At 61.9% G+C, this 12,641-nt stretch carries 12 protein-coding genes and 1 tRNA gene; 9 read left to right on the forward strand and 4 right to left on the reverse strand.

The window, feature by feature from the left end:
• Positions 1-69: 69 nt before the first annotated feature.
• From glpD to glpK, 8 genes are all read left to right on the forward strand, one after another.
• Entirely contained in the window at positions 70-1,596 is a 1,527-nt protein-coding gene (gene glpD, locus NKH60_RS13150; protein WP_352833086.1) for a glycerol-3-phosphate dehydrogenase, read from the forward strand.
• A gap of 39 nt (positions 1,597-1,635) precedes the next feature.
• Positions 1,636-2,715, forward strand: a complete 1,080-nt coding sequence (locus tag NKH60_RS13155; RefSeq protein ID WP_352540586.1) for an ABC transporter ATP-binding protein — start codon at positions 1,636-1,638, stop codon at positions 2,713-2,715.
• Between the two features lie 9 nt (positions 2,716-2,724).
• Complete coding sequence (locus tag NKH60_RS13160) at positions 2,725-3,792, forward strand: ABC transporter ATP-binding protein (RefSeq protein ID WP_352471682.1); 1,068 nt, start codon at positions 2,725-2,727, stop codon at positions 3,790-3,792.
• 1 nt (position 3,793) lies between these two features.
• A complete protein-coding gene (locus tag NKH60_RS13165) occupies positions 3,794-4,660 on the forward strand; it encodes a carbohydrate ABC transporter permease (RefSeq protein ID WP_023674893.1) in 867 nt (288 codons plus the stop codon).
• Position 4,661: 1 nt separating this feature from the next.
• Entirely contained in the window at positions 4,662-5,576 is a 915-nt protein-coding gene (locus NKH60_RS13170) for a carbohydrate ABC transporter permease (RefSeq protein ID WP_352448784.1), read from the forward strand.
• A 173-nt stretch (positions 5,577-5,749) separates the two neighbouring features.
• A complete protein-coding gene (locus NKH60_RS13175) occupies positions 5,750-6,016 on the forward strand; it encodes a DUF2160 domain-containing protein (RefSeq protein WP_352471796.1) in 267 nt (88 codons plus the stop codon).
• Positions 6,017-6,094: 78 nt separating this feature from the next.
• Positions 6,095-7,822 (forward strand): ABC transporter substrate-binding protein, encoded by a 1,728-nt coding sequence (locus NKH60_RS13180; RefSeq protein WP_352471681.1) that lies wholly within the window; start codon positions 6,095-6,097, stop codon positions 7,820-7,822.
• 145 nt (positions 7,823-7,967) lie between these two features.
• The gene (gene glpK, locus NKH60_RS13185) at positions 7,968-9,461 is read left to right on the forward strand and encodes a glycerol kinase GlpK (protein ID WP_352471680.1); all 1,494 of its coding nucleotides are present in this window, start codon (positions 7,968-7,970) and stop codon (positions 9,459-9,461) included.
• 78 nt (positions 9,462-9,539) lie between these two features.
• On the opposite strand, the gene NKH60_RS13190 is transcribed toward glpK, so the two are convergent.
• Complete coding sequence (locus tag NKH60_RS13190) at positions 9,540-10,013, reverse strand: BA14K family protein (RefSeq protein WP_352833081.1); 474 nt, start codon at positions 10,011-10,013, stop codon at positions 9,540-9,542.
• Between the two features lie 307 nt (positions 10,014-10,320).
• On the opposite strand from NKH60_RS13190, the gene NKH60_RS13195 reads away from it, so the two are divergent.
• A tRNA-Lys gene (locus NKH60_RS13195) sits at positions 10,321-10,396 on the forward strand.
• 88 nt (positions 10,397-10,484) lie between these two features.
• Here NKH60_RS13195 and NKH60_RS13200 read toward each other — a convergent pair.
• From NKH60_RS13200 to plsY, 3 genes are read right to left on the reverse strand one after another with little or no spacing between them, the layout of a single operon-like run.
• The gene (locus NKH60_RS13200) at positions 10,485-10,880 is read right to left on the reverse strand and encodes a hypothetical protein (RefSeq protein WP_352833078.1); all 396 of its coding nucleotides are present in this window, start codon (positions 10,878-10,880) and stop codon (positions 10,485-10,487) included.
• A 46-nt stretch (positions 10,881-10,926) separates the two neighbouring features.
• Positions 10,927-12,051: a DNA-processing protein DprA gene (gene dprA / locus NKH60_RS13205; RefSeq protein WP_352833075.1), complete on the reverse strand. Its 1,125-nt coding sequence runs from the start codon at positions 12,049-12,051 to the stop codon at positions 10,927-10,929.
• Complete coding sequence (gene plsY / locus NKH60_RS13210) at positions 12,048-12,635, reverse strand: glycerol-3-phosphate 1-O-acyltransferase PlsY (protein WP_352682860.1); 588 nt, start codon at positions 12,633-12,635, stop codon at positions 12,048-12,050. The genes dprA and plsY overlap by 4 nt, the downstream gene beginning before the upstream one ends.
• Between the last annotated feature and the right edge of the window lie 6 nt (positions 12,636-12,641).

A 12,641-nucleotide genomic window follows, 5' to 3' on the forward strand; every position in this document is an offset into this window, starting at 1 on the left:
TCGAAATAATTCCCGTACGGTTTCGCAAGAACCCAAAAATGCTGCAATGCGAAATCGAGGGAGGATTCTTTGAGCGCATCACCGATTCATGACATTTTCGTCATCGGTGGCGGCATCAATGGCTGCGGCATCGCCCGCGATGCCGTTGGACGTGGCTTTTCGGTCTTTCTTGCCGAGATGAACGATCTGGCCAGCGGGACCTCTTCCGGCTCGACCAAACTGATCCATGGCGGCTTGCGCTATCTCGAATTCTACGAATTCCGCCTGGTACGCGAAGCGCTGATGGAACGCGAGGTCCTGTGGAGGAACGCGCCGCACATCATCTGGCCGATGCGCTTCGTGCTGCCATACGCCAAGGGGCTGCGTCCGGCCTGGCTGATCCGGCTCGGGCTTTTCCTCTACGACCATATTGGCGGGCGCAAATTGCTGCCGCCGACGAAAACGCTGGACATGGCTAAGGATCCGGCCGGCAAGCCGCTGAAGCCGCTGTTTCGAAAGGCGTTCGAATATTCGGACGGTTGGGTCAACGATGCCCGGCTGGTTGTGTTGAACGCCCGCGACGCTGCCGAACGCGGTGCAACCATTCGAACCCGAACAAAGGTCGTCAGCGCACGCCGCGAAGGCAATCTCTGGACGGTCAGGCTTGAAAATGTGCGGACCGGCGATACCGAGGAGGTCAAGGCGCGGCTGCTGGTCAATGCCGCCGGCCCGTGGGTCGATCAGGTGCTGTCGGCCACCGTCGGCCTGAACGACGTGCACAATGTCCGCCTCGTACAAGGCAGCCATATCGTCGTGGGCAAGAAATTCGACGACCCACGCGCCTATTTCTTTCAGAACAAGGACGGGCGCATCATTTTCGCCATCCCTTACGAGGACGAATTCACGCTCATCGGCACCACCGACCGTGACTATCCCGGCGATCCGCACGACGTCAGGATCAGTGACGCCGAGATCGGCTATCTCTGCGCTGCGGCAAGCGAATATTTCGCGCAGCCGGTCAAGCCGTCGGATATCGTCTGGACCTATTCCGCGGTGCGACCGCTCTACGACGATGGCGCCTCAAAGGCGCAGGAAGCCACCCGAGACTATGTGCTGAAGGCCGATGGAGGCGAGGGTGCCGCCCCGATCGTCAACGCCTTTGGCGGCAAGATCACGACCTACCGCCGATTGTCGGAATCGATGCTCGAGAAGATCGAGGGTTTTCTCGGCAAGCGCGGCAAACCATGGACGGCAAACGCGCCGCTGCCCGGCGGTGACTTTCCCGTCACCGGCTTCGATGCCGAGGTGGCGAAATTGAAAACGGCGTACCCGTTCCTCGACGCCCGGCTGGCCCGCCGGTTGACCCGGCTCTACGGCACCCGCGCAAGGAAGCTGCTGGGCCTCGCCAAGTCGAACGTCGATCTTGGCCGCAACTTCGGCGCCGATCTCTACGAAGCCGAGGTGCGCTACCTCGTCGAAAACGAATGGGCGATGACTGCCGAGGATGTATTGTGGCGCCGGACCAAGCGCGGCCTGCGTCTCAGCCGTGAGCAGGCGGCAGTGCTCGACGAGTTCATGCGCGGAATAAGCCGGCAGCACGTAGCGGCTGCCGAATAGGAACGGCCGACTGATGCAGAAAGCCTGGGAGGAGGCATCATGCTTGAACTGAGAAACGTGACGAAGACGGTGGGTGCGGCGGAACATATCCGCGACGTCTCGCTGACGCTTCAGCACGGCTCGCTCAACGTCCTGCTCGGGCCGACGCTCTCCGGCAAGACCAGCCTGATGCGGCTGATGGCGGGCCTCGACGTGCCGACCTCGGGCTCGGTCTGGTTTGATGGCAAGGATGTCACCGGCATGCCGGTGCAAAAGCGCAACGTCGCCATGGTCTACCAGCAATTCATCAATTATCCGGCGATGACGGTCTACGAAAACATCGCCTCACCGCTGCGGGTGGCCGGCACGGATCAGGCAACGATCGACAGGGAGGTGCGCAATGCCGCCGCCCTTCTCAAACTAACGCCCTATCTCGACCGGACGCCTCTCAGTCTGTCGGGCGGCCAGCAGCAGCGCACCGCGCTGGCCCGCGCGATCGTCAAGAATGCCAGCCTCGTGCTGCTCGACGAGCCGCTCGCCAATCTCGACTACAAGCTGCGCGAAGAATTACGCGCGGAACTGCCGAAAGTCTTCGCGGCCGCCGGTACAATCTTTGTTTATGCCACGACCGAGCCGCACGAAGCCTTGCTGCTCGGCGGCAACACGGCGACGCTTTCCGAAGGCAGCATCACCCAGTTCGGGCCGACCATCGAAGTGTTCCGCAAACCGGTTGATCTGGTGACGGCGAGAACCTTCGCCGATCCGCCGCTCAACACCATCGTGCTTGCCAAGAAGGGTCTGGATTTCCTGCTCGAGGGCGGCGTGAAATTGCCGGTGCCGGCGGAACTCTTCGGCATTGCCGATGCGATCTATACGATCGGGTTCCAGCCGCATCATCTGTCCCTCGATCGGCCCAACGCCGCCGCAGTGCCGGTGCGCGCAAAGGTGACGATCACCGAGATCACCGGATCGGAAAGCTTCGTCCATCTCGATTTTGCCGATGCGCGCTGGGTCATGCTGACCCATGGTATTCGCGACTTCGAGCCGGACGAGGAGGTCGAGGTGTTCATCGACCCGCGCCACATCATGGTCTTTGACGAGCACGGCCGTGCCGTGGCCGCGCCGAAGCTGGCGGCCTAGGAGGAAGCGATGGCGCGCATCGATGTCAATCATATCCGCCACTCCTATCTGCAGAACCCGCGCACGGATGCCGATTTCGCGCTGAAGGAAGTGCACCACACGTTCGAGGATGGCGGCGCTTATGCGCTGCTCGGCCCATCCGGCTGCGGCAAGACCACGCTGCTCAACATCATTTCGGGATTGCTGCATCCCTCGCATGGCCAGCTGCTGTTCAACGGCAGGGACGTGACCAATCTGTCGACCCAAGAGCGCAACATTGCCCAGGTCTTCCAGTTCCCGGTGATCTACGACACGATGACCGTCTACGACAATCTGGCGTTCCCGCTGCGCAATCGCGGCGTGCCGGAGCCCGACGTCGACCGCAAGGTGCGCGAGACGCTGGAGATGACCGGGCTGGCCGATATGGCCAAACGAAAGGCGCGCGGACTGACCGCCGACCAGAAGCAGAAGATCTCGCTCGGGCGCGGGCTGGTGCGCTCCGACGTCAACGCCATCCTGTTCGACGAGCCTTTGACAGTCATCGACCCGCATATGAAATGGGTGCTGCGCTCGCAGTTGAAGCAGCTTCACCGCCGCTTCGGCTACACCATGGTCTATGTCACGCACGACCAGACCGAGGCGTTGACCTTCGCCGACAGGGTGGTCGTCATGTATGACGGCGAAATCGTGCAGATCGGCACACCGGCGGAGCTGTTCGAGCGCCCGCGCCACACCTTTGTCGGCTATTTCATCGGCTCGCCCGGCATGAATGTCATGCCGGTGGCGATCGACGGCAAGACAGCGAAGCTGGGCTCGCAGCAGATCGAACTGCCGGGCGTGCCCAAGGCGGGCGGCGGCGCCATCGAACTCGGCATCCGTCCCGAATATGTGCGCCTGGGCAGTAAGGGCATGGCCGTCCGGATCAGCAAGGTCGAGGACGTCGGCCGCCACAAGGTGGTCCGTGCCAATCTTGAAGGGCGCGAGATCGCCGCCGTCATCGGCGAGGACGAGACAGTTCCGGCTGATCCGAAGGTGCGGTTCGACCCGGCCGGCATCAACATCTATGCCAATTCCTGGCGCGTCGAGATGGGAGCCTGAAGTGGAAAAGACCTGGAACAACAGAGCCTGGTTCCTGGTGCTGCCGGTGCTGCTGCTGGTGGCGTTCTCGGCGGTCATACCGCTGATGACGGTCGTCAATTATTCGGTGCAGGACACTTTCGGCAATAACGTCTTCTTCTGGGCCGGCACGGAATGGTTCGAGGAACTGCTTTCCTCCAGCCGCTTTTGGCAGGCGATGATCCGCAACCTTGTCTTCTCCTTCATCATCCTGGCGATCGAAGTGCCGCTCGGCATCTTCATTGCGCTCAATATGCCGAAGAAGGGTTGGGGCGTGCCTGTTTGCCTTGTTTTGATGGCGTTGCCGCTGCTGATCCCGTGGAACGTCGTCGGCACCATCTGGCAGGTGTTCGGGCGCAACGACATTGGCCTGCTCGGTTATTACGTCAACGCGCTCGGCATCGACTATAATTATGTGCAAGACCCATACGACGCCTGGGTCACGGTCATCATCATGGACGTCTGGCATTGGACCAGCCTCGTCGTTCTGCTCTGCTACGCCGGCCTGGTCTCGATCCCGGATGCCTTTTATCAGGCGGCCAAGATCGACGGTGCCTCGCGCTGGGCGGTGTTCCGCTACATCCAGCTGCCGAAGATGAACCGCGTGCTGCTGATCGCCGTGCTGCTGCGCTTCATGGATAGCTTCATGATCTACACCGAACCGTTCGTGGTGACCGGCGGCGGACCCGGCAACTCGACGACCTTTCTTTCGATCGATCTCGTCAAGACCGCGCTCGGCCAGTTCGACCTCGGCCCGGCGGCGGCGATGTCGCTGGTCTACTTCCTTATCGTCCTGTTGTTGTCATGGGTGTTCTACACCGTGATGACCAATTACGACGCGGAGCGTTGAGATGAGCCGCACCGAAGAGAGAGCCGATAGGGTGAGCGAGACGACAGCTTCGGAAGGGCTCGCCAGCACGCTACGGCAGGACGAGATCGCACGGCTGATGCGCCGTCGCGGCGAGGAGTCGCGTTGGTGGTGGATCGTGCCGACGCTCTACATCATCGTTCTGCTTTTGCCGATCTACTGGCTCATCAATATGAGCTTCAAGACCAATGGCGAGATCGTCTCGTCGCTGACGCTCTACCCGCACGCACCGACATTGGCGAATTACCGCACCATCTTCACCGACGCGTCCTGGTATTCGGGCTACATCAACTCGATCACCTATGTGGTTATGAACATGGTGATTTCGGTGGCTGCGGCACTGCCTGCTGCCTATGCCTTTTCGCGCTATCGCTTCCTCGGCGACAAGCATCTGTTCTTCTGGCTGCTGACCAACCGCATGGCGCCGCCGGCGGTGTTCGCGCTGCCATTCTTCCAGCTTTATTCGGCCTTCGGCCTTATCGACACCCACATCGCCGTGGCTCTGGCGCATTGCCTGTTCAACGTGCCGCTGGCGGTGTGGATCCTCGAAGGCTTCATGTCGGGCGTACCCAAGGAGATCGACGAGACCGCCTATATCGACGGCTATTCGTTCCCGCGCTTCTTCATCAAGATCTTCATGCCGCTGATTGCGAGCGGCATCGGCGTGGCGTGCTTCTTCTGCTTCATGTTCTCGTGGGTCGAGCTGCTGATCGCCCGTACGCTGACGACAACCGATGCCAAGCCGATCGCCGCGACCATGACCCGCACCGTTTCGGCCGCCGGCATGGATTGGGGGCTGCTCGCCGCAGCCGGCGTGCTGACGCTGATTCCCGGCGCGCTCGTCATCTGGTTTGTGCGCAACTACATCGCCAAGGGCTTTGCCCTGGGGAGGGTATGATGGAGCAGGTCGACAGAAGCCCATGGTGGTGGGCCGTGCTGCTTCTCGCCCTGGTCGTCGTGGCCTGGGTGGCACTTCAAATCGATTTCGTGGCAATAACGGTAGGCTTCAGCGATCCGGCTAATATCCGCCTGTGGGGCTTTAACCTCTCGTCCAACCTCGATTTTTCGTGGATGGCCTGGACGTGGCCGACCGCGGCCTTCTTTGGAACCATCTTTCTGCTGCTTTGCGGCATGGCCTTGTGGGAATACGTCTCGCCGGGCGGCAATCCGCGCGTCGGCGTGCTGCGGTTCGAAACGACGCGCGGCGACCGCCTGTTCCTGTCGCTGCTTGGCAGCGCCTTTATCCATCTCGCTTGGCTGGGTCTAGTCGGACCCAATCTGTGGTGGGCTCTCGCTCTCTCCGTGGTCTACGCCGTCGGCGTGTTCCGCTACGTATAGAGGGGGAAACTGTTGGAACGGCGGCGTGCCGGCCGCCGATCCAGATCGCACTTTGAACTTTAACAGTGGAGGAAATACATGCGACGGCAATTCTTGACATCAACAACTGCGCTTGTCCTGTTGCTCGGGGCAAGCAATGCCTATGCCGGAATGGACGAGGCCAAGGCCTTCCTCGATAAGGAAATCGGGCCCCTTTCGACGCTTTCGCGCGCGGACCAGGAAGCCGAGATGCAATGGTTCATCGATGCCGCGAAACCTTTCGCCGGCATGGATATCAAGGTGGTTTCCGAAACCATCGCCACGCATCAGTATGAATCGCAGGTGCTGGCGCCGGCCTTTACGGCCATCACCGGCATCAAGGTTACGCATGACGTCATCCAGGAAGGCGACGTCGTCGAGAAGATCCAGACCCAGATGCAGACCGGCCAGAACCTCTATGACGGCTGGGTCAACGATTCCGATCTGATCGGCACGCACTGGCGCTACCAGCAGGTGCGCAACCTGACCGACTGGATGGCAGGCGACGGCAAGGATGTCACCAATCCGAATCTCGACCTGAAGGATTTCATTGGCACCTCGTTCACCACCGCGCCCGACAAGAAGCTCTACCAGCTTCCCGACCAGCAGTTCGCGAACCTCTACTGGTTCCGTTACGACTGGTTCAACGACGAGAAGAACAAGGCGGACTTCAAGGCCAAATACGGCTACGACCTCGGCGTGCCGGTCAATTGGTCGGCCTATGAGGACATCGCCGAGTTCTTCACCGGGCGTGAGATCGACGGCAAGAAGGTCTACGGCCATATGGACTATGGCAAGAAGGACCCGTCGCTCGGCTGGCGGTTCACCGACGCCTGGCTGTCGATGGCCGGCAATGGCGACAAGGGCATTCCGAACGGTCTGCCCGTCGACGAATGGGGCATCAAGGTCGACGAGAATTCGCGTCCGGTCGGTTCCTGCACGGCGCGCGGCGGCGACACCAATGGTCCGGCTTCCGTCTATGCCATCCAGAAGTACCTCGATTGGCTGAAGGCCTATGCACCGGCGGAAGCCCAAGGCATGACCTTCTCCGAATCGGGGCCAGTTCCGGCGCAGGGCGCGGTTGCCCAGCAGATCTTCTGGTACACCGCCTTCACCGCCAGCATGGTCGACGCCAGCGCCAAGGCGGTGCTGAACGACGACGGCACGCCGAAGTGGCGCATGGCGCCGTCGCCGCATGGCGTCTACTGGAAGGACGGCATGAAGCTCGGCTATCAGGACGTCGGTTCCTGGACGCTGATGAAGTCGACGCCGACCGACCGCGCCAAGGCCGCCTGGCTCTACGCGCAGTTCGTCACCTCGAAGACGGTCGACGTGAAGAAGAGCCATGTCGGCCTGACCTTCATCCGCGAGAGCACGATCCACGACAAGAGCTTCACCGAACGTGCGCCAAAGCTCGGCGGCCTGATCGAGTTCTACCGCTCGCCAGCGCGCGTCCAGTGGTCGCCGACCGGCACCAACGTGCCGGACTATCCGAAGCTGGCACAGCTCTGGTGGCAGGCGATCGGCGATGCTTCGTCGGGTGCCAAGAGCGCGCAGGAAGCGATGGACTCGCTCTGCGCCGAGCAGGAAAAGGTGATGAGCCGCATCGAGAAGTCGGGCGTTCAGGGCGATATTGGCCCGAAGATGGCCGAAGAGCATGACCTCGCCTACTGGAATGCGGACGCGGTCAAGAAGGGCAATCTCGCTCCTCAGCTCAAGATCGAGAACGAGAAGGAAAAGCCGGTCACCATCAACTACGACGAGCTGGTGAAGAGCTGGCAGCAATAGGACCGTTTGATGCGGGCGTCCGCGCCCGCATCGCCATGCTCAGGGGAGGCGGCATGTTGCCGTCTCCCCTGTTTGCGTGAACGGCTCCGCGCCATCTGGCGTCGAGACATCGCAGCACCTTGAATTCGCTTCGACGGGAGAGAGAATGACCGGATATATCCTTGCAATCGACCAGGGGACGACATCGAGCCGGGCGATCCTGTTCGACGACAAGATGATGGTCGTCGGCAGCGGGCAAAAGGAATTCACCCAATATTATCCGGCCTCCGGCTGGGTCGAGCACGATCCCGAGGAGATATGGGCAAGCGTCGTGGAAACGGTGAAGGCCGCGCTGAAGACAGCCGGCCGCAACGCAGCGGAAGTCGCCGCGATCGGCATCACCAACCAGCGCGAAACGGTCGTCATCTGGGACAAACAGACCGGCAAGCCGATCCACAACGCGATTGTCTGGCAAGATCGTCGCACCGCGCCGCTATGCCAGAAACTGAAGAAGCTGGGGCTGGAGAAGAAATTCACGAAAAAGACCGGCCTGCTGCTCGATCCCTATTTCTCCGGCACCAAGATCGCCTGGATGCTGGACAAGGTGAAGGGCGCCAGAAAATGCGCCGAGAAGGGCGAACTGCTGGCCGGCACCATCGACAGTTTTTTGATCTGGCGGCTGACCGGCGGCAAGATCCACGCCACTGACGCCACCAACGCCTCGCGCACGCTGGTCTACAACATCGAACAAAACGCCTGGGACGACGAGCTGCTGGCCATTCTTGGCATACCTGCAAGAATGCTGCCACAGGTGAAAGATTGTGCCGACGATTTTGGAATCACGGACAAGAGCCTGTTTGGTGCGGAGCTCAGAATCCTCGGTGTGGCCGGCGACCAGCATGCGGCGGCAATCGGCCAGGCCTGTTTCGAGCCAGGCATGATGAAGTCGACCTACGGCACCGGCTGCTTTGCGCTGCTCAACACCGGAAGCGATCTGGTGCGTTCTAAGAACCGGCTTTTGACCACCATCGCCTACAGGCTGAACGGCAAGACCACCTATGCGCTGGAGGGCTCGATCTTTATCGCCGGCGCCGCCGTGCAATGGCTGCGGGACGGCATCAAAGTGATCGGCAAGGCCGAGCAGAGCGGCAAATTGGCTGCGGAAGCCGATCCAACGCAGAACGTCTATCTGGTGCCGGCTTTCGTCGGGCTCGGCGCACCGCACTGGGATGCCGAGGCGCGCGGCGCCATCTTCGGGCTGACCCGCAATTCGGGGCCGGCGGAATTTGCCCGCGCGGCACTGGAATCCGTTGCGTTCCAAACGCGCGATCTGCTTGACGCCATGCGCCGGGACTGGAAAGGCGCCTCGGTCAAGACCGTGCTCAGGGTCGATGGCGGCATGGTGGCGTCGGACTGGACGATGCAGCGGCTGGCCGACATTCTCGATGCGCCGGTCGACCGGCCGACAATTCTCGAGACGACAGCACTCGGTGCGGCTTGGCTGGCCGGCTCGAAGGCGGGTGTCTGGCCGAAGGCCGCGGAATTCGCCAGGAGCTGGGCGCTCGAGCGCCGGTTCAAGCCGGACATGGATGCTTCGACACGTGCCGCCAAGCTGGCAGGTTGGCGCCACGCTGTGCGCAGGACGCTAAGTGCGCAATAGGCAGGGATGCCACCGGATTCGCACTAATGAAAAACCCGCGCCGTTGCGGGCGCGGGCTTGCAGCCTCTAATCTGGGACTCAGTAAGGCGACCGGCACTGCCGGCGCGGACCGTAGTTGGGCTGGTAAGTGTTGTCAGAAGCGCGATAGCTCCGATAACGGTCATAGCACCACTGCACGTGGGCATCGCCACGATAGACACGATTCTGGTTGACGATCGCGCCGGTAATCAGCGCTCCAGTAGCAAACGCAGCCAGCGGGAACCAGAAATCGCCGTGACGGCGATAGCCGCGACGATATTCGCGATAGCCGCGATGGCCACGCCAGTACATGCCTTCGTCACGCGAAAAATTGCGACGGAAATCGCGACGCGAGAAATCGCGATTGAAATTCCGGTGCCTCCGCCACGGCTCGTACTGGACGGTCTGGACATTCGAGGTGAGCCCCTGGGCCGGGGGCGCATAGCTGGGCTGAGCGTTGACTGGCACGATCTCCGCGGCAGCGAATGAGATCGAAAGAGTGGTCGCCAGCAGGCCCGACATGATCCTATTCATGGTCTTCTCCTTGAAACGCTAGTCCCTTATCGCGGAAAAACGGACAGGCTGCGCAAATTGTTCCGCCAAAAATCCCAAGTTGCTGATCCGCAAAGGTTCTTCCGATTTGCTGCTTGCCTTTGTCGGCATAGGGCGAGCTTCGGTCTTGCGCGAGAACGAGGCCGTTCCGTCGACGCCGAAGCGCTCCGCAAGGCATGATGACACTGCAGGACAGTCCGGTTTGCGAGCCGTCTTTTTCCGGTTGACCGGCAGAGGCACTCTCCCTATGTTCCGCGCAATTTCGAGGGCGGCCTTTCTGAGCCCGCGGGAGCGCGTAGCTCAGCCGGTAGAGCAACTGACTTTTAATCAGTAGGTCATGGGTTCGAATCCCATCGCGCTCACCAAAATCAAGATTGTCCAACCCGGAGACATAGGTAACAGATTGTACCTAAGACATGGGTGACAACCTCGTGCCGAACGCATGCAGTGGCCTTAGCCGCCCGCCCCATCGTCCATCATCGTGCCGGTGAGCGCCTCATACGCTCTGCTGCACAGCTGTGAATGCGGACAATCCTTCAAGATAAGCACTGGCACCACGGTGAGAACCGCTGCGGCAAGGATTTGCAGGCAAAGACCGACGGCGCTTACCTTCCTGCCGAACACACCGGCCAGGAAAAAGTAGAGACCCTGGGCCATGCAGGCTGCCGTCAGAATGCCCAGAAGCGTGCTGGTCGCTCTTGCGAAGGGCGTTATGTAGCCGTCGGGAAAACCCGACATGCCGAGATCCGTCGACCATTGCAGCGCCAGCATGACACTCAGCGCTGACCAGACGAGGGCCGTCATACGAGTGAACAGCATCTGCTTTGGTTTGTTGCTCGGATCGGCCATCGGAATCACGTCGGGATTGCTTGCGGTGACATGCGCAAGCTCTCGGTCAGATCAGCGAGACGTTGCCGCCGGGATGGCGTTCGAGCCGTCCGGCGAGGTCGAGCTCCAGCAGCACCATGAACACTTGAGCGGGATGCAGGCCGGTGTGACGGATGATCTCGTCGACTGCTACCGGCGTCGGGCCGAGCGCCTCGACAACGCGGTCGCGGTCGTCCTCGCGCGGCGGCGGTGTTGCTGAAAAGTCGGGCGGCTCTTCAAGCGGCGATGTCCTTGGCGACCAGCCGCCGACCAGCGGCGCTATCGCACTGGTGATATCGGCGGCCTCGGTGACAAGGATGGCGCCGTCCTTGAGCAGGCCATTGGTGCCGGCGGCGCGCGGATCGAGCGGCGAACCGGGAACGGCGAAAACCAGCCGGCCCATCTCGCCGGCAAGCCGGGCGCTGATCAGTGAGCCGGAGCGCTGTGCGGCCTCGACCACCACCAATCCCAATGCAGCACCGGCGACGAGCCGGTTGCGGCGCGGAAAATCCTGTGCGCGTGGCTGCCAGCCAAACGGCATTTCGGAAATGATGGCGCCGCCGCGCTCGGCGATCTCGTCGCACAGGCCGGCATTTTCGGGCGGGTAGGGCAAATCGAGGCCGCCGGCGAGCACGCCGATTGTGCCAGTCGCAAGGCTGCCATGGTGCGCGGCCGTATCGATGCCGCGCGCCAGGCCGGAGACGATGCCATAGCCGTCGCGGCCGAGATCCGCCGCCAGCATCCGCGCCATCTTGATGCCGGCCAGCGATGCGTTGCGAGCGCCGACGATGGCGACCGCTGGCAAGCGGAACACCGCGCTATTGCCCCTGACCGCGAGCAGCGGCGGCGGATGATCCATGCTTTTCATCAGCGGCGGATAATCCGCTTCGCCGATGCCGACGAAGCGGGCGCCAGCCCGCCGGGCGGTCTCCAGCTCCGCCTCGGTCTCGGCAATGGACGGGATGCGGACGATTTTTTTGGCGCCACCCGAAATCATCAGCTCGGGCAGCATCGATAGCGCTGCTTCGGCCGAACCGAACCGGTTGATCAGGTCGCGAAAGGAAGCCGGGCCGACATTCGGCGTGCGGATCAGACGAAGCCAGCTCAGCCGCTGCCGGTCGCTGAGGCGCGGCCCGGCGTCGGGCTCGCTCACTCCTTGGCCCCGATCTTACCCTCGGTGCCGGCAAGCAGCCGCGCAATGTTGGCGCGGTGCTTTACGATGACGATTAGGCTCATCGCCGCGAAAAGCCCGGCAATCTGCGGCGTGCTCAGGAAATACAGCGCCATGGGCACCACGACTGCTGCCGTCAGTGCCGCAAGCGAGGAGAAGCGGAACAGGAAGGCCACCGCCAGCCAGACGACGGCGAAGATCAGCGCCGCCTGCCAGGCAAGGCCGATCAGCACGCCAAGGTAAGTGGCGACACCCTTGCCCCCCTTGAAGCCGAGCCAGACCGGAAAGAGATGACCTAAAAACGCGCCGAAGCCGGCCCAAAGTCCGAACTCGGGCGCAAAGCGGCCTGCGATCAGCACCGCCGCGGTGCCTTTAAGGGCGTCGAGCAGAAGCGTGGCCGCGGCCAAGCTCTTGTTGCCGGTGCGCAGCACATTGGTGGCGCCGATGTTGCCGGAGCCGATGTTGCGCACGTCGCCGAGGCCGGCGGCACGGGTGATCAGCAGGCCAAACGGGATCGAGCCGAGAAGATAGCCGAACACCAATGCCAAGACGGGACTGTAAGCCATTGTTCC

The organism is Mesorhizobium sp. M1006, from assembly GCF_040318825.1.
Lineage (GTDB): Bacteria > Pseudomonadota > Alphaproteobacteria > Rhizobiales > Rhizobiaceae > Mesorhizobium.

Bases quoted from the DNA above. Each gene is read 5' to 3' on its own strand.
- NKH60_RS13155 (WP_352540586.1), top strand. From the start codon at position 1,636: ATGCTTGAACTGAGAAACGTGACGAAGACGGTGGGTGCGGCGGAACAT.
- NKH60_RS13160 (WP_352471682.1), top strand. From the start codon at position 2,725: ATGGCGCGCATCGATGTCAATCATATCCGCCACTCCTATCTGCAGAAC.
- NKH60_RS13170 (WP_352448784.1), top strand. From the start codon at position 4,662: ATGAGCCGCACCGAAGAGAGAGCCGATAGGGTGAGCGAGACGACAGCT.
- NKH60_RS13175 (WP_352471796.1), top strand. From the start codon at position 5,750: ATGGCCTGGACGTGGCCGACCGCGGCCTTCTTTGGAACCATCTTTCTG.
- NKH60_RS13180 (WP_352471681.1), top strand. From the start codon at position 6,095: ATGCGACGGCAATTCTTGACATCAACAACTGCGCTTGTCCTGTTGCTC.
- glpK (WP_352471680.1), top strand. From the start codon at position 7,968: ATGACCGGATATATCCTTGCAATCGACCAGGGGACGACATCGAGCCGG.
- NKH60_RS13190 (WP_352833081.1), bottom strand. From the start codon at position 10,013: ATGAATAGGATCATGTCGGGCCTGCTGGCGACCACTCTTTCGATCTCA.
- NKH60_RS13200 (WP_352833078.1), bottom strand. From the start codon at position 10,880: ATGGCCGATCCGAGCAACAAACCAAAGCAGATGCTGTTCACTCGTATG.
- plsY (WP_352682860.1), bottom strand. From the start codon at position 12,635: ATGGCTTACAGTCCCGTCTTGGCATTGGTGTTCGGCTATCTTCTCGGC.